Genomic DNA, 16,952 nt, shown 5'->3' with positions numbered 1-16,952 from the left:
CAAGCACCACGGCGGCTGGCTTCCGCACCCACTGCACGCGGTGGACCTCGCCCGTCCTCGCATCGCGCCACTGGTGAGACCGGGGGCAACCCATCCGAGGGTGCCGTGACCCGGACTCACGCTGGAGGAGAGCCCCTGCGGCCGTCGCGGGGTCCCGGAGGAGAGCTCCGTCCGTCCCGGACGGGACGCGGCTGGCCGGATGCGCGCCGAACGGTCCACATGACCAGGCGGGCCGTCTCGTCCGGCACGTCGATCATGGGGAAGTGCCCGCAGTTCTCGAGCTCGACCCATGCGATGCCCGGTGTCCTTGCCGCCGCTCGGCGCAGACCGCCCGAGTCGAGAATGAGGTCGCGATCACCCCATGCCACGGTGGCCGGGACCGTCAGCTCATCGTGGAAGCGCGCGACGAAGGCTTGAGGGAGGAATCCTGCGAAACCTGCCCAGCTGTGCAGCGAGCGCAGGCGCCGGACGAAACTGGTGCGGTCCCCGGGTGAACTGGTGGACAGGGGGCGGTCGGCGTCGTCGGCTGCCGAGGTGGCGAAAGGGCTGCGGGCGAAGTTGATCCGGTTTGCCAGCAGAGCCGCGCCTGCTTTGAGCAGGTGGAGCGGGGGAGAGAAGCCGGCCGGAGCGAGCGCGGTGACGCTGCGCCCGTACCCGCGCGCGGCAAGCTCCAGAACAATGAGGCCCCCCAGCGAGTTGCCCACCAGGTGGGGCCGCTCCACACCGAGAGAGTCCATCGTCTCCACGATCCGGGAGACGGTCGCGTCGATCGAGTACGACCACGGCAGCCACGACCTGCTGGACAGCCCGTGTCCTGGCAGGTCGATCGAGATGACCCGCATGCCCTCGGGAACAAGACGTTCTGTCAGCTCCCGCCACACCTGGTGCCGGTGGCCCAGCCCGTGAATCAGCACGACGGGCTCGCCCCGGCCAGCGGTCGTCGAATGCAGGACACTCATGCCCCAGTATGAGCACGCCTCCCCCGCTGCGGAAGCAGCCAGAGGCTTGGACCCGCAGCACACCGGAGGTGTTCTGCACCCGGGTCGATCACCGCGGAGAGTAGGGGAGTGCCAGTGTGCTCGGACTCCCCCTCTGCCGGGTGCCCCATCCCGCCCTCGGGTGCGCAGGCCGGGGCTCGTCATCACGGTTGCCCCCGCGGAGCACGCGGGGGCGTGATGGGGCGTTACCTGCGCAGCCCGCACCCCCTTTCCACCCCCTACCCTGATCCCATGGACAACATCAGGACCCTTGTGATTCTCGGCGCCTCCGGTGACCTCACCGCGCGCCTCCTGCTCCCGGGGCTGGGCTCCCTGCTCGCCATGCAGCCCGAGCGGGAGATCACGGTCATCGGCTCCGCCCGGGACGACTTCCCGGGTCCGCTCGGCCCGGACGACGACGTGCGCGCGGAGACCTGGGAGGAGACCGTCGCCAAGGCGTTCGCGTCCGTGGCCGCCACCGGTCCCGCCGTGGACCACACACGGGAAAACACTCACTGGGTCTCGTGCGACGTGACCGAGGCCGCGGACCTCGAGAAGCTGCTGGGCGACGTCGTGGGCCCGGTCTGTCTGTACTTCGCCCTGGCCCCGGCCATCACCAAGAAGGCGTGCGCGGCCCTGGCCGAGCTGGACTCCCTGCCCGAGGACCTCTACCTGGCCCTGGAGAAGCCCGTGGGCACGGACCTGGGCTCCGCGCGGGCACTCAACGCGCAGGTGTCGCAGCTGGTGGACGAGGAGCACACGTTCCGCGTGGACCACTTCCTGGGGATGCCCGGTGTGCTGGACATCGTGGGGCTGCGCTTCGCCAACCGGCTGTTCGAACCCGTGTGGGACCGGCGGCACATCGAGTCCATCGAGATCGTCTTCGACGAGACCCTCGCGCTGGAGGGCCGCGGCGAGTTCTACGACTCCACGGGTGCCGCTCGGGACATGCTGCAGTCCCACCTGCTGCAGGTCATGGCGCTGACCATGATGGACCCGCCTTCGCGCTTCGACGCCGTGGAGGTGCCCGCGAACACCGCGCACATCCTGCGGGCCACACGGCTGTGGGACGAGGAATCCGCGACGCACGCCGCCGAGCACCCGGGCATCACCCCGGTGGTCCGCGGCCGCTACACCGCCGGGACCGTGGGCGGGCACGAGGTGCCCGACTACGCGCGGGAGCAGGACGTGGACCCGAACCGGGAGACCGAGACGTTCGTGCAGGTCACCCTGGAGGTGGACACGTGGCGCTGGAACGGCGTGCCCGTGACACTGCGGTCGGGCAAGGCGATCGGCAATCCCGCCCAGCACATCCGCGTGACCTTCCGCCGCCCGCCGCACGAGTACGCCGGCTGGCCGCACCCCACCGCCCCCAACGCGCTCACCGTGGGTTTCGAGGAGGAGCACGTGCAGCTGGAGACCAACGTGGGCAGCCCCTTCGACTCGCGCGGGATGAACCGGCTCACCCTCTCCAGCGGCGTGCCGGAGCCCGGGCTCACCGCGTACGGCTCCGTGATGCGCTGGATCCTGGACGGGGACCCCACCTTCACGGTGCGCGCGGACGCCACCGAGGAGGGCTGGCGGATCATCAACCTCATCCAGCACGCCTACGACACGTGCGCCCCTCTGCAGGAGTACCCCGCCGGTTCGGAGGGACCGCGCCCGGCCTGAGCGGGTAACCTCGAACGTCCCTTCTCGACCGCCACACGGCGACGGCGCCGGAATGGCGGCTGGTCAGGACTCCGTCCCTCCGTTCGATCCCCAGGAGCACCGTGTCCACCACTGTCGCCACGCCGCCCGTCAGCCCTGTCCAACGCCAGTCCGTGCTGCGCACGCTCCGCACACCGGCGTGGCTCAGGGTGGAAGTGCTGGGTGCCCTCGTGGTGGGCCTGGCCCTGATTCCCGAGGCCATTGCGTTCTCCGTGATCGCCGGTGTGGATCCGCAGGTGGGACTGTTCGCGGCCGCGATCATGGCCATGTCGCTCGCGCTCACCGGCGGCCGCCCCGCCATGATCTCCGCGGCCACCGGCGCAACCGCGCTGGTCATGGCCCCGCTGGTCGCCTCCCACGGAGTGGACCACCTGGTGGCCGCCGTGCTGCTGGCCGGGGTTTTCCAGGTGGTGCTCGGCGCTCTGGGGTTCGCCCGCGTCATGCGCTTCGTTCCCCGGGCGGTCATGGTCGGATTCGTCAACGCCCTCGGCATCCTGCTCTTCGTGCCGCAGCTGCAGGAGCTGATCGGTGTGCCGTGGGCTGTCTACCCCGTGGCGGCCGTGGCCCTGCTGATCGTCTTCGGACTGCCCCGGTTCACCACCGCCGTGCCCGCTCCGCTCGTGGCCATCCTGGTACTCACTCCCGCGGTGCTGCTGCTGGGCTGGCACGTTCCCTCCGTGACGGACAAGGGGCAGCTCCCCAGTGCATGGCCTCACCTGGTCCTCCCCTCCGTTCCTCTCACCTGGGACACCCTGCGGATCCTGACCCCCTATGCCCTCACCATGGCGGTGGTGGGCATCATGGAGTCTCTGATGACGGCCAAGCTGGTGGACGACATCACGGACACCCCCTCCTCCAAGACCCGCGAGACATGGGGCCAGGGCGTGGGCAACATGGTGAGCGCCCTCTTCGGCACCATGGGCGGCTGCGGAATGATCGGGCAGACCATGATCAACGTGCGCTCCTCCGGGGCGCGCACACGGATCTCCACGTTCCTCTCCGGCGTCTTCCTGCTGGTGTTCGTGGTGCTCCTGGGGGACGTGGTGGGAACCATCCCCATGGCCGCGCTGGCGGCCATCATGATCTTCGTGGCATGGGCCACCTTCGACTGGCAGTCCGTCCGCCCCTCCACCCTGCGGCGGATGCCACTGTCCGAAACGACGGTCATGCTCGTGACCGTGGCCGTCACGGTCGGCACCCACAACCTGGCACTGGGGGTCGCCGCGGGCGTCCTCGCCGCGGTCATCGCCTTCGCGCGGCGCGTGGCCCACGTGGTCTCCGTGGAGCGCTCCCTGGACGACGACGCCGCAGTGGCCACCTACCGCGTGCACGGCGCACTGTTCTTCGCCTCCTCCAACGACCTCTACGCCCAGTTCCGGTACGCGGAGGATCCGCAGCGGGTGGTGATCGACTTCGCGGACTCGCACATCTGGGATGCCTCCACCGTGGCGGCACTGGACTCCGTGGTGCAGAAGTACCAGCGGCACGGCACGCGGGTGGAGGTGGTGAATCTCAACCCCGAGAGTCGCCGGCTGCGAGTCCGGCTCTCGGGGTCCCTGTCCTGAGGAGTTGCCTCAGCCAGCGTCGTAGTGCAGACATATTCAAAGAATTGTCCCCCTGGATGTGGTGTCCTCCCAGGTTCAGCGAGATGCCTCTGATATTCAGGGTTTACCCAGGTTCCACCCTGGGCATTGGCTGACCACCCCAGGGGAGAGACCACCATGCCTTCATCGGCGCACGATCCGGCGGGCGAGGCCCGAGAACCGGACCCGCACACCACCGGGGGTGTTCCCGCCGCAGACGGCGCGGCGCACCACCCCGAGCAGAGCACCCGCACCACCGGCGGCGCGGAGGAGACCTGCGCCATGCCGCCCGTCACGAACACCGACCCCTCCGGTGCTCCCACCCGGGCCACCGAGACACCGGGCGCCGCAGCCGCCGGGCAGGGCGGCGCTCCGGCCTACACACCGCCCGCCGCGCTGGCGAGCATGACCGGGCGCCACTGGTGGGTCCCCGTGGTCGCCGGGCTGGGCGGCTACGCGGGCATGCTGGTGGGCACGGCCATTGCCCTGCTGCTGAGCGTGCTGGGCCTGGCGATCGCGGACGACTCCTCCGGAAGTGTGACCGACCAGTTCAACGAACAGATCAAGGACACCACCGGGGTGGACGCGGACACCTCCGGAATCGGGATGATCCTCTCCATCCCGTTCCAGCTCGCCGCCATGGCCGCGCTCGTGCCGCTGCGCGTGGTCATGAGCTTCGGGGAGGACGGTGGCTCTGCGGGCATCACCGTGCCCCAGTACTTCGCCCTCGCGTGCGGCATCCTCACGGCCTGGTTCCTGGCCCGCAAGCTCTCCACCCGCATGCGCGTGGAGACCCGCGCGGTGCAGTGGGTCATGGCCGCGGTGGCGGGCCTCACCTGGGGTGCCGTGGCGCTGATCCTCACCGCTCTCACGGTGCTGCGCATGGACATCCCCGTGTTCTACTCGAACGTCCAGCTGCGCGTGACCGCGGTGGGTGGGCTGCTGTTCCCGGTGCTGTTCGTGGTGGGCCTGCTCACCACAGCCGCCGCGTTCAACGCCCGCTCCACCCAGACCTCCCCCGGCCGTGTGGTGACCGGTGCGGAGCGCACCGCTCCCGGCCTGCTGCAGGTGCTGCGCCCCGTGGCGGTGCAGGTCGCGGTGTTCGGCGCGGTGGCCGGGCTCGGGCTGCTGATCACCGCGTTCGTCCAGGGCGGCGCCGCGGCCGGCTTCTCCGCACTGCTGTGGCTGCCCCTGGCCGTGGGGTGGCTGCTCGTGCTGTCCCTGCTGTCGGCGATGTACACGGGCGGCGCGGCTGCCTCCTGGGCCGACCTCACGGGCCGCTCCCACGCGGCGTACCTGTGGACGGACGGCGCCGTGCCCCCGTGGGCCGTGGTCCTGTGCATCCTGCTCGCCGTCCTCTCCGTGGTGTGCGCGGCCCTCGCATGGGCCCACGTGCGTCCCCTGGACCAGCGGGTGGCCCGCAACCCGTTCGCGTGGGCGGTGCTGCCCGTGACCTACTTCCTGCTGGGCCTGCTGCTCATGTGGCTGCTGAACGTGGGCGGCTACATGGCGGAGGACGGCGGCCGCGCGAGCGCTGCGGCCTTCAGCGTCCGCCCGGCCGGCTGGACCTGCCTGGTGTTCCTGCTGTGGGGCGTGGTCATCGAGCTCCTGGCCCGTTTCGTGGCCCCCGCGTTCATGCACTCCCTGCCCGCTCCCCTGACCCGCGCACTGCGCGGATCGGACCGGGCCCGCAACCGCGCCGCCGTGGTGGCCTCCGCCGCCGCGATGGGCGGCGCCGGGGTGGCCGCGGCCACCGCGCACCGTGCCCCGGCCCAGGAACCGCAGCGGGCGACGTCGCCCGGGCAGTACCCGGCCGATGAGACCGTGAGCGCGCAGCAGGAGGTCCCCGCGGCACCTGCCGCGGGCGAGCAGACCCGGACGCTGCCGAGCTACGACGACCCCACGTCCACCGCGAGCCTGCCCGTGCAGCGCACGCCCATGGATCCGGCGAAGAAGAAGCGGATCCGGCTGATCGCGATCATCGTGGGCGCACTGGTCCTGCTGGGTGTGGTGGCCGCGGTGGTGTTCTCCATCCTGAGCCGCACCGTGTTCGGCCCGGACAACCAGGCCGAGGAGCTGCTGCAGTCCGTGCAGAACGGCAAGGCCTCCGCGGTGACGGACGCGGCGAACCCCAACGTGAACACCGGCCAGCGCGCGCTGCTCACGGACGGGGTCTACGGCGCGGCCCAGAACCGGATCTCTTCCTACGAGGTCAAGGACACGGAGATCAACGGAGACCACGCCACGGTCCACGCGAACGTCACCCAGGACGGTGTGACCACCCCCGTGGACGTGCCCATGGTCAGCGACTCCCGCAACGGGCTGTTCAAGTCCTGGCGCGTGGACGACGCCGCCGGGGTGCCGCTGTACCAGACGTTCAGCGTGGAGATCCCCGCGGGAGTGGGCGAGCTGACCGTGAACGACCAGAAGATCACGGTGGACACGCAGAACGGCACCCACACCCAGCAGTTCACCGTGCTCCCGGGCGACTACGCCGTGGGCGTGGCCTCCCCGGGCAAGTACGTGACCTACGGCGGCAAGCAGGTGGCGGAGATCCGCGCCGGGGCGCAGTCGATGGAGTCGAGCATGGCCTTCAGCCGGTCCTTCACCCCCGCGCTGGAGCAGGACCTGACCAAGCAGCTCAACGCCAAGCTGGACACGTGCGCCAAGAGCGCGGACTTCGAGCCGCAGGGCTGCCCGTTCGAGTACTCGATCTTCGGGGACAAGAAGGACTACCAGAACCCCTCGTGGACCATCGAGCGCTATCCCACGTACTCGGTGTCCTCCCCCTCGGAGACGAGCGACGAGATCTCCTACTCCACCTCCAAGTCCGGCAAGGTGCGGCTGGACTACCAGTACAACGAGCAGTGGGACGAGGAGAAGTCTCCCAAGTGGAAGGACAAGGACACCACCTCGAGCATCTACGGCTCGGGCACGGTGACCGTCTCCGGGGACAAGCTCACCGTGAAGTCTTCGGACTGAGCCCCCTGCCCCGGCCCGGTTCCCACCGGTGACCGACGGACGGCGCCCCTCCCCTGTGCGGGGAGGGGCGCCGTTCTGCGTGGTGCGAGGCGTCAGAGGTCCTGCGGCCCCAGCGGCAGGCCCAGCAGGTACCAGACCACGAAGAGCAGGAACCAGCCCACCAGCATGGCGATCGAGACCGGGAGCACCAGCGAGATGAGCGTCCCCACGCCGGCCTCCTTCTGGTAGCGGCGCAGGTAGCCGAGCACGAGCGCGAAGTACGGGCTCACGGGGCTGATCACGTTGGTGGGGGAGTCGCCGATGCGGAACAGCGCCTGGGTCATCTCCGGGGAGACGTTGAGCAGCATGAGCATGGGGACCATCACCGGCGCCAGCAGGGTCCACTGGGCGGAGCCGGAAGTGATGAGCAGGTTCATCACGGCCACGATCACCACGATGCCCGCGAACGTGAGCACGGGGCTCAGCCCCAGAGAGCCGATGAAGTCCGCGCCGTACACGGCGAGCACCGGGCCGATGCCGGACCACTGGAAGTAGGCGGTGAACTGCGCGGCCGCGAAGAACAGCACGAGCACGGGCGTGACCCCGGCGAGCCCCTTGGCCATGGCCTCGGGCACCTCGCGCGCGGTGGTCATGGTCCCGGCGGCGCGGCCGTAGACCCAGCCCACCACGGCGAACACGATGGCGATCACGATGCCCACGTTGAGCAGCAGCGGGGACATCAGGATGGAGCCGTCCTCCGCGCGCAGGGGCGAGCCGGGGATGAGCAGCAGGGCCAGGTAGATGGCCAGCATGATCAGGAACGCGATCCCGGAGTTGCGCAGGCCGCGCTTCTCGCGGGGCTTCAGGCGCATGTCGTTGAAGTCGCCCATGTCCTGCTGCTTGGTGTCCGTGTCCTCGGCGAGCGCCTCCCCGCGCTTGGAGAGCACGGCCTCGGTCACCAGGGTGATGATCGCGGCGAGCACCAGGGAGGAGACGAACGTGAAGAAGTAGTTGGACACCGGGGTGACCAGCACGCTCTTGTCGATCAGCCCGGCCGCCGCGGTGGTGATGCCACCCAGCAGGGCGTCGGACGCCGTGGGCAGCAGGGACGCGTTGAAGCCCGCCGCCACGGAGGTGAACGCGACGATCAGGCCCACCACCGGCGAGCGCCCGGCGGCCTTGAACGCGAGCGCGCCCAGGGGGATGAGCACCACGTACATGGCGTCCGAGGCGATGGATCCGGTGATCCCGGTCAGCGCGAGCACGAACGTGAGCCACTTGGGCCCCACCCGTGCCACGGAACCGCGCAGGGCGGCGGAGAGCATGCCGGACTGCTCGGCCACAGCCACGCCCAGCAGCACCACGATCACCAGGCCCAGCGGCGGGAACTCCACGAAGTTGGTGACGGACTCGGACACCATCTTGCGCAGACCGTCCGGGGCCAGCAGGTTGGTGACCGCCACGGTCTCGCCGGTGGCGGGGTTCACGGCGCTGAGCCCCACTGCGGAGAGGATCCAGCTCAGCAGCAGCACGATGGCCGCGAGCATCAGGAACAGCCAGAACGGGTCCGGGAGCTTGTTGCCCAGCCACTCGATCCAGTTCAGGACACGGAGCAGGACACCTGTTCCCCTGGTCCCGGAGCCTTTCGGGCGGGCGCTGGGCGCGGATGACGACATGGCGGTTTCCGTTCTGACGGCTGCGGCGGACGTGTGATCTGCCCAACGTACGCAACCGCGGGGCCGCGAAGGGTGAGGACACGGGGACGCCGGGAATGTGGCGCCGGGAACCCAGCCGCAACGGCGCCGCTCGATGGCCTCTGAGCGGCTCCCTCTCGCCCTGTGGGCCTCACCTCAGACGGGGTGGCCCTTGAATGCCCTCACCACAGCGGCCATGGCGGCCTCCACGGGCGCACGTCCCCGTTGACCTGCTGGGCAAAGACCTCTTCGGGGTTCATCGGCGGGCTGGGATCCGGGCGCCACACCAGGTACACCTGCCCGTACTGCGTGCTCAACCGCCCGTCCCACAGGGTTTCGCCGTTCTGAGGATCGTTCACCGGGTCCCGCGATCGTGTGTTCCCGAGATCATGATCGTGGAATCACGCCCTCCTGCAGCTAGGCACCCACCGGGTACGGCGGACGCTCCCCGCGGGCCATGGCGACGGCGTTCTCCGCGGCCATCCGGGCCATGCCCGCCCGGGTGCCGGCCTCCGCGGAGCCCACGTGCGGGAGCAGGAACGCGTTGGGCAGCTCCAGCAGACCGGGCTCCACGGCGGGCTCGTGCTCGAACACGTCCAGGCCCGCGGCGAAGATCTCGCCCTCGCGCAGGGCCTGCACCAGGGCCTTCTCGTCCACCACGGGCCCGCGCGCGGTGTTCACGAGCACCGCGGTGGGCTTCATGGCGCGCAGCACCTCGGCGTCCACCAGGTGCGTGGTGCTCTCCGTGAGCGGCACGTGCAGCGAGAGGTAGTCGCTCTCGCGCACCAGCTCGTCCCACGGCACCTGGGTCACGCGTCCGGCGAGGTCCCCGAGTTCGTCGTCGGAGACCGTGCGGTCCTGCGGGGGACGCTGGGTGAACACAACCTTCATGCCGAACCCGAGCGCGCGCCGGGCCACCGCCTTGCCGATCCGGCCCATCCCGGCGATCCCGAGGGTGGCACCCGTGATGTCCTGACCCACAAGGAGGTCTGGCCGCAGCCCCGTGAAGTGCCCGCCGCGCAGGTACCCGGACGCCTCGTGGGCCCGTCGGGCGGCGCCCAGGAGCAGCAGCACGGCGACGTTCGCCGTGGCGTCGTCGAGCACGTCCGGGGTGTTGCCCACCGCGATCCCGTGCTCCGCGGCGGCCGGGACGTCCACGTTGTTGTAACCCACCGCGTAGTTCGCGATCCCCCTGATCCTGGCCCGCGCCAGCAGGGAGGCGTCGAAACGGTCCGAGACCTGGGCGAGCACCACGTCGTAGTCCCCGCTCGTGACCGCCTCCTCCAGCTGCGCGGCACTCATACCGTGGCGCACGTCCACCTCTCCGGCCTCACGCAGGATGCTCGGTCCGGGCTCGGGAATCTCCTGGGTCACCAGGAAGCGCGGGGTGCTCATGGGTGGTTCTCCTCTGGGTCGTGAGGGGGACGGCAGTCCGGGGACGGCACGGGACGACGACGCCGGCCGCCTCCGGCACGAAGCTGCGGCCCCGGGCGGCGCGGCGACGCCGGGCACCCCAGCCGGCCGCGCAGCGTCGTCGTCCCCGCCGGGGAGCACGAGACCCCGCCCGGCAGGGGCCGGAGCGGGGTCTCTGGGAGCGTGGCACCGCGCCGAGCGGGGCGTCACGCGGTGATCACACGGGTGATCAGATGAGGGACTTGGCCCCGGCACGCGCCTTCTCGAAGCGCTCGGTGACGTCCGCCCAGTTGACGATGTTCCAGAAGGCCTTGACGTAGTCCGCCTTGACGTTCTGGTAGTCCAGGTAGAAGGCGTGCTCCCACATGTCCAGCTGCAGCAGCGGGATGGTGGCCACGGGCACACCGTTCTGCTGGTCGTACATCTGCTCGATCACCAGGTTGCCGGCAATGGGCTCGTACGCGAGGATCGCCCAGCCGGAACCCTGGATGGTGGTGGCCACGGCCGTGAACTGGTCACGGAACGCGTCGAAGGAGCCGAAGAACTCGTCGATCGCGGCGGCCAGCTCACCGGTGGGCTTGTCGCCGCCCTCGGGGGAGAGGTTCTTCCAGAAGATCGAGTGGTTGATGTGACCGCCCAGGTTGAACTGGAGGTCCTTGGAGAGCTTCGCGGCGCCGGCGGCGTCACCGTTGGCGCGGGCCTCCTCCATCTTCTCGAGCGCGGTGTTCGCACCGGTCACGTAGGTGTTGTGGTGCTTGTCGTGGTGCAGCTGCATGATCTGCGCCGAGATGTGGGGCTCGAGGGCGGCGTAGTCGTACGGGAGGTCGGGGAGAGTGAACTTCTCAGCCATGGTGGAGCATCCTTCCAGTTGCGGGCGTGATGGCTCCACTGTCCAACGCTCCCGTTCCGCGGGTCAAGGACGTTCAGCCACCGGCGTACGGTGCCGGGCGTCCCGTCACGTTCCGTCACACCGCGTCTCCCCGGGGACGCGTCTGCCCTAGTCTCGGGGCATGCCAGCCGACGACGCCGCCCGCCCCGTCCCGCACCTCGCCCCCGGCGTCACCGTGGACCCGAGCACGCTGGAGATCCTGCCCGCGGAGCCCCACCACGCACGGGGCGTCGTGGAGCTGCGAGACGCCCTGGCGCGCTGGATGCAGGCTCGCGGCATCGACCAGTGGCGCGAGGGGGAGTTCGCCCAGCAGCATGTGGAGCAGGAGATCGCCCGGGGCGAGTGGTGGGTCATGACGGACCCCCGGGAACCCGAGCGCGTCCTCGCGAGCGTCCGCGTGATCTGGGAGGACCTGCCCATCTGGGGCGAGCAGCCCGAGCCCGCCGGGTACATCCACGGCGTGGCCGTGGACCGTGCCCTGCGCGGCACCGGAACCGGAACGCGGCTGATCCGCGTGGCGGAACGCGCCATCGCGGCTTCGGGGCGCTCGATCTCCCGGCTGGACTGTGACGAGTCCAACCCCGTGCTCGAACCGTTCTACGCGGGCCTCGGCTACACACCCCGCGGGGCCGTGGACTTCGACGTGCCCGGCATGGACTACCGCGTACGGGTGCTGCGCATGGAGCGCACGCTGCGCCCGGGTGGCGGCCCCGTCACGAAGCACGGCGCCTCGGCGCCCAGGTGATGCGGGCGCCGAGGAGCCTCGCGCTGCCGACGGATCGAATGGTCCCCTCAGGCGCTCTGGGGGCGGCGCAACCGGGGCACCCCGGTGCACGAGGCGACCGGCTGCGTTCGGGGCGACCCTCCCGGCCGGTGCGTCACCTCGTGGCGCGCCCCGAGCCGAGTCTCCCGGGCGGCGGCCGTACCCGCGCGGCCGAGCACGTCCTCGCGCATGCATTCCAGCCCCCTGGTGACGGCACGTCGGACCAGTGCCCGGGTCAGGGGACACCGCCACCACAGCGCGCCCCGCATCCGCACCTCGTTGCGCAACCGCACCAGTACGCCACCGTCCACGCTGCGCCACGTGAACTCCGCCGTGACGTCCACGGTCCCCTTGGTGGTTCGCAGCAGGAGCGATTCACCGGGGACACGGTCCGCCACGATCATGATGAATTCGCACGGCAACACCCCTCCGGAGGGCGTGAACTCCAGTGCTGCCCCCACCTCCAGCGGCGTTTCCAGGCACGTGGGCCAGTGGAACGTGACCCCGAACCAGCGCCCCATGGCGTCTGGCCGGCTGACCAACTCGTCGAACTGCTCCCGGCTCACCGGAACCTCCTGCTCCGCGAGCAGGCTGAAACCGTGGCCGGTGTTCTTCATCTGGGCTATCCGAACTGACATTTTTCCCCCTAGGCGCGTGCTTCTCCCCATGCCGCTCGTCCCACCGAGCGGCCCTTGCACGCAAGTAACCAGTGCTTTCAGTCTTATGCAAAGGGGAAGAATCTTCACCCCGCTCGGGGGACGTGACTCGTGCACAGCCGGTGGACAAGAGTTATCCACAGGCGTGGAGAAACCTGTGCATGATTCGAACACGTCTTCGACGGTGACCGGCCATCATGGCGCTGCGAGCCTTGGAATGCTGCGTGACGTGCAGGAATACCGAACAATCGTCCGGTCGGCACCTGGGACGACAGCCGTGTAACTTATCCACGCCTGTGGACAAAAGCTGTGGAAAAGACCGAATGCCCACCCTTTCGGATGTACGCACCCCCACTTAGGGGGACAGTTATGTGACAGCGTTATTCCTGGCTCTCGGGGGCACCCGGCGCCCACCCTGTATCCGGGTGCCTCCCCCAGCGCGAAAGTGGCGTGCACATGACCGCGGGGGCACCTGCCGTTCACTGCACAGCTTGTGCACAGAGTTATCCACGGGTGTGGAAAGGGGGTGGGCGGCCGCGGCGCCACATGGGGCGATACCCCCGTTTCCGCAGGTCAGCGCCGTGCTGCGGATATCCCCACGGTCTGTGGAGAACCCTGTGCACACCGCTGCGCACGGGCCTCCGCACGCCGTCAGGTGAACGGGTCGTGAAGAACGCCCGGCGGTTCCCCGGTTCGGGGAGCCGCCGGGCGTTCCGGGCGCGGGCGGACTCAGGAGGCCTTGCCGTACCCGTGGTCCGTGAGCCACTGCTTCGCGGCGTCCGCGGGGTTCTGCTGTTCGTTCCCGCTGACCTTGCGGTTGAGGTCGATCAGGTCCTGCGTGGTGAGCTTGCCGGAGAGCTCGTCGAGCGCGTCCACGGCATTCCGGGGCAGCCGGTCCGGAGCCGTGAGCGGCAGCACCTGCTGGGCGATGAAGTTGTTCTTCGGGTCGTCCAGCACCACGAGCTTCTCGTCCTGGATGGCCGGGGTGGTGGTGAAGATGTCCGCCACCTGCGCGTCCCCCTTGGTGAGGGCCTGCACGGTGAGGGGGCCGCCGCCGTCGTTGATGGGCTGGAAGGACTTGAAGGAGCAGTCGTACTTCTGCTTCAGCCCGCTCGTGCCGTAGGCGCGCTCCTGGAACTCGGGCGGACCCGCCATGACCAGGTCCTTGCACACGGAGGAGAGGTCCGCCACGGACTTCAGCCCGTACTTGTCCGCGGTGGCCTGGGTGACCACCAGCGCGTCCTTGTCCTCGGCTTGGGAGGCCTTCAGCACCGAGAGGTCCTGGCTCTTGAGCTTCTCGGGCAGCGCCTTCATGATGTCCTGCGCAGAAGCGGCCGTGGCGTTCTTGTCCGCGAACAGCAGCAGGTTGCCGGAGTAGTCCGGAACCACGTCCACGGAACCGTCCTTGACCGCCCCCACGTACGCCTCGCGCGCTCCGATCCCCGGCTTGGTCTCCACCTGGACCCCGGCGTCCCGCAGCACCCCGGCGTAGAGCTCCGCCACCACCTGCGACTCGGGGAAGTCCGCCGAGCCCACGGTGACCGTGTCCGAGGAGCCGCCCGAGGCGGCGTCGTTCTTGTCCGCGAGGGGATCCGAGCCACCACCGCACGCGGTGAGGGCGAACACGGCCGTAGTGGCCGCGGCCACCCGGGCCGCGGGGCGCCAGGAGGCGCGCAGGGAGGAGTGCTGCGATGTCATGGTCGATCTCCTGTCAGTGTGAGACCCGGCGAGGTCACCAGGCGTTGGAAGAGCGCGAGAACGGCGTCCGCGGCGAGCGCGAGAACGGCCACGAGCACCACGGACGCGAGCATGCGCGAGTAGTCCCGCACCGCGAGCCCGTCGATCAGGTAGCGGCCCAGGCCGCCCAGGTTGATGTAGGCCACGATGGTCACGGTCGCGAGCACCTGCAGTGCGGCGTTGCGGATCCCGCCCAGGATCACGGGCAGCGCCACGGGGATCTCCACGCGCAAGAGGGTCTGGGACTCCGTCATGCCCATCGAGCGCGCGGAGTCCACCAGCGCCGGGGACACCGCCGCGATCCCGGAGTACGTCCCGGAGAGGATGGGAGGAATGGCCAGCAGCACGAGCGCCAGGATGGGTGGCATGAGGCCCAGCCCCATGAGCAGGGTGAACAGCGTGAGCAGACCCAGGGTGGGCAGGGAGCGCAGCGCCCCCGCCAGACCCACGACCACGCCCCCGCCGCGGCCGGTGTGGCCCACCCAGAGCCCCAGCGGGACGGCGACCACCAGGGCGATCGCCATGGTCAGCGCGCTGTAGCCCACGTGCTCGAGCAGGCGCACGGGAATCCCCGTGGGGCCGGCCCAGTTGGCCGGGTCGGTCAGGAACTGGGCGGCCTGTGCGAAGAGGTTCATGCGGGGGCACCTCTCGATTCCACGGTGGCCAGGGCACCGGCACCACCGCGCGCACCGCCGGTCCCGTTCTTGTCACGACGCCGCTCGGCCGGACGCCGGGCGCCGGCCCCCGTGCGCTGCCAGCGGGTCAGCGCGTGACCGAGCAGACGCAGCAGCTGGTCCAGCACCACGGCGATCACCACGGTGGCCACGATGCCCACCACGATCTCGGAGATGATCGAGCGGCGCAGCCCGTCCGTGAACAGAGTGCCCAGGGACTGGATGCCGATCACGGCACCCACCGAGACCATGGAGATGTTGGAGACCGTGGCCACGCGCAGCCCCGCGACCATCACGGGCACCGCGAGCGGCAGCTCCACGCCGAAGAAGCGGCGGACCGGCTTGTACCCCATGGCCGTGGCGGCCTGCAGGACGTCCCGGTCCAGCGACTCGAAGGCGTCCACGCACGAGCGCACCAGGATGGCGACCACGTACAGGGTCAGCGCCACGACCACGTTGCCCACGGACGTGATCTGCGTGCCCAGGATCAGGGGCAGCACCACGAACAGGGTGAGGGAGGGGATGGTGTAGAGCAGCGAGGAGCCGGTGACGAGCACGGGGCGCAGCCACCTGCTCCCGGCGGCCGCGCGGGCGAGCGGCACACTGACGAGCAGACCGATGACCACCGGGACCACCGACTGCACCAGGTGCGAGCCCGCGAGCTCCAGCACCGAGGACCAGTTGTTCGCCAGCCAGTTCACGCGCTCTCCACCCAGTCGTGGCGTGCCGCGCGCTGCGCCTCGATCGCGCGCATCACGTCCTCGCCGGGGACCACACCGGCCACTGCGCCGTCCTCCGAGACCGCCACGGCCTGCCCGGAGGGGGAGGACAGCGCGGCGTCGAGCGCGGTGCGCAACGAGTCCCCGCGGTGCCACAGGGTGCCGCCCACCCGCAGCTCCTCGCGTCCGGCGGCCTCGCCGCGCTCGTCCACGGGCAACCAGCCCACGGGGTGGTGGCGCGCGTCCACGGCAAGCACCCAGCCCGACGACGCCGCGGCGCCCGCTCCCTGCCACGGGGCCGGGTTCGCGCTGCCCGGGCCCACGACGGTGCGCTCACCGGTGTCCGCGTTCAGCACCGTGACGGGCTGCAGGTCCACGGGGGCATTCTCGAAGCTCAGGGAGCGGAAACCGCGGTCCCGGCCGATGAAGTCCGCCACGAAGTCGTCCGCGGGAGCACGCAGCAGCTCCTCGGGGGTCGCGTACTGGGCCAGGCGGCCACCGCGGGCGAAGACCGCCACGCGGTTACCCAGCAGGATGGCCTCGTCGATGTCGTGGGTCACGAACACGATGGTGCGGTGCAGCCGCTGCTGCAGATCCAGCAGCTCACGCTGCAGGTCCTGGCGCACCACCGGGTCCACCGCGGAGAACGGCTCGTCCATGAGGAGCACGGGCGGGTCCGCGGCAAGCGCGCGGGCAACTCCCACGCGCTGCTGCTGCCCGCCGGAGAGCTGGGCCGGATACCGGGTGGCCAGGGACTCGTCCAGGCCCACCGAGCCGAGCAGCTCGCGGGCGTTCGCGCGGGCCTCCCGCTTGGACACCCCGTTCAGCCGGGGCACGGTGGCGATGTTGTCCTCCACCGTCCTGTGGGGCATCAGACCGGACTGCTGCATCACGTAGCCCATGGAGCGGCGCAGCTGGGCGGCGGGGATGCTCGAGACGTCCCGGCCGTTGACCTCCACCACGCCCGAGGTGGGCTCCACCATGCGGTTCAGCATGCGCAGGGACGTGGTCTTGCCGCAGCCGGAGGGGCCCACGAACACCGTGAGGGATCCGGCGGGAACGTCCAGGTCCAGGTTGTCCACCGCTGCGGTGCCGTCCGGATAGACCTTGCTCACTCCGCGGTAGCGGATGGCCATGTCGGTCATGGGGTCCGTGTCCCTTCGTAGGCGTGGCACC

The 16,952-nt window shown here is 70.2% G+C and carries 14 protein-coding genes; 4 read left to right on the top strand and 10 right to left on the bottom strand.

Features of this window, described 5'->3' with window-relative positions:
• Positions 1 to 116 precede the first annotated feature (116 nt).
• A complete protein-coding gene (locus EAE32_RS01595; RefSeq protein ID WP_165860433.1) occupies positions 117 to 959 on the bottom strand; it encodes an alpha/beta fold hydrolase in 843 nt (280 codons plus the stop codon).
• Positions 960 to 1,229: 270 nt separating this feature from the next.
• Here EAE32_RS01595 and EAE32_RS01590 point away from each other — a divergent pair, with 270 nt between their 5' ends.
• The 3 genes from EAE32_RS01590 to EAE32_RS01580 all read left to right on the top strand — a co-directional run bounded on the left by EAE32_RS01590 (position 1,230) and on the right by EAE32_RS01580 (position 7,252).
• A complete protein-coding gene (locus tag EAE32_RS01590; RefSeq protein ID WP_121863965.1) occupies positions 1,230 to 2,648 on the top strand; it encodes a glucose-6-phosphate dehydrogenase in 1,419 nt (472 codons plus the stop codon).
• A gap of 101 nt (positions 2,649 to 2,749) precedes the next feature.
• On the top strand, positions 2,750 to 4,252 hold the full coding sequence (locus EAE32_RS01585; protein ID WP_121863964.1) for a SulP family inorganic anion transporter: 1,503 nt from the start codon (positions 2,750 to 2,752) through the stop codon (positions 4,250 to 4,252).
• Positions 4,253 to 4,408: 156 nt separating this feature from the next.
• On the top strand, positions 4,409 to 7,252 hold the full coding sequence (locus EAE32_RS01580; protein WP_121863963.1) for a DMT family transporter: 2,844 nt from the start codon (positions 4,409 to 4,411) through the stop codon (positions 7,250 to 7,252).
• Between the two features lie 92 nt (positions 7,253 to 7,344).
• Here the strand turns inward: EAE32_RS01580 and EAE32_RS01575 are convergent, their stop codons facing one another.
• From EAE32_RS01575 to EAE32_RS01565, 4 genes are all read right to left on the bottom strand, one after another.
• Positions 7,345 to 8,907, bottom strand: coding sequence for an AbgT family transporter (locus EAE32_RS01575; RefSeq protein WP_121863962.1), 1,563 nt, complete (start codon positions 8,905 to 8,907; stop codon positions 7,345 to 7,347).
• Between the two features lie 200 nt (positions 8,908 to 9,107).
• On the bottom strand, positions 9,108 to 9,284 hold the full coding sequence (locus EAE32_RS11750) for a hypothetical protein (RefSeq protein ID WP_165860432.1): 177 nt from the start codon (positions 9,282 to 9,284) through the stop codon (positions 9,108 to 9,110).
• A gap of 58 nt (positions 9,285 to 9,342) precedes the next feature.
• Entirely contained in the window at positions 9,343 to 10,320 is a 978-nt protein-coding gene (locus EAE32_RS01570) for a 2-hydroxyacid dehydrogenase (protein WP_121863961.1), read from the bottom strand.
• A 247-nt stretch (positions 10,321 to 10,567) separates the two neighbouring features.
• Entirely contained in the window at positions 10,568 to 11,188 is a 621-nt protein-coding gene (locus EAE32_RS01565; protein ID WP_019310464.1) for a superoxide dismutase, read from the bottom strand.
• Positions 11,189 to 11,348: 160 nt separating this feature from the next.
• Here EAE32_RS01565 and EAE32_RS01560 point away from each other — a divergent pair, with 160 nt between their 5' ends.
• Positions 11,349 to 11,972, top strand: a complete 624-nt coding sequence (locus EAE32_RS01560) for a GNAT family N-acetyltransferase (protein WP_121863960.1) — start codon at positions 11,349 to 11,351, stop codon at positions 11,970 to 11,972.
• Between the two features lie 47 nt (positions 11,973 to 12,019).
• On the opposite strand, the gene EAE32_RS01555 is transcribed toward EAE32_RS01560, so the two are convergent.
• The 5 genes from EAE32_RS01555 to EAE32_RS01535 form a co-directional block, all read right to left on the bottom strand.
• On the bottom strand, positions 12,020 to 12,628 hold the full coding sequence (locus tag EAE32_RS01555; protein WP_124035146.1) for an SRPBCC family protein: 609 nt from the start codon (positions 12,626 to 12,628) through the stop codon (positions 12,020 to 12,022).
• A 747-nt stretch (positions 12,629 to 13,375) separates the two neighbouring features.
• Positions 13,376 to 14,344, bottom strand: coding sequence for an ABC transporter substrate-binding protein (locus EAE32_RS01550; protein WP_121863958.1), 969 nt, complete (start codon positions 14,342 to 14,344; stop codon positions 13,376 to 13,378).
• Positions 14,341 to 15,018 carry an ABC transporter permease gene (locus tag EAE32_RS01545; RefSeq protein ID WP_121845600.1) on the bottom strand — a complete coding sequence of 226 codons (678 nt, stop codon included), beginning with the start codon at positions 15,016 to 15,018 and terminating at the stop codon, positions 14,341 to 14,343. The genes EAE32_RS01550 and EAE32_RS01545 overlap by 4 nt, the downstream gene beginning before the upstream one ends.
• The gene (locus EAE32_RS01540; protein ID WP_121863957.1) at positions 15,015 to 15,758 is read right to left on the bottom strand and encodes an ABC transporter permease; all 744 of its coding nucleotides are present in this window, start codon (positions 15,756 to 15,758) and stop codon (positions 15,015 to 15,017) included. Before EAE32_RS01540 ends, EAE32_RS01545 begins: the two co-directional genes overlap by 4 nt.
• The gene (locus EAE32_RS01535; RefSeq protein ID WP_121863956.1) at positions 15,755 to 16,921 is read right to left on the bottom strand and encodes an ABC transporter ATP-binding protein; all 1,167 of its coding nucleotides are present in this window, start codon (positions 16,919 to 16,921) and stop codon (positions 15,755 to 15,757) included. The genes EAE32_RS01540 and EAE32_RS01535 overlap by 4 nt, the downstream gene beginning before the upstream one ends.
• Between the last annotated feature and the right edge of the window lie 31 nt (positions 16,922 to 16,952).

This window comes from Kocuria tytonicola, from assembly GCF_003687175.1.
Taxonomy (GTDB): domain Bacteria; phylum Actinomycetota; class Actinomycetes; order Actinomycetales; family Micrococcaceae; genus Kocuria; species Kocuria tytonicola.
The sequence above is the reverse complement of the archived record's forward strand: the minus strand, read 5'-3'. Positions and strand labels throughout refer to the sequence as shown.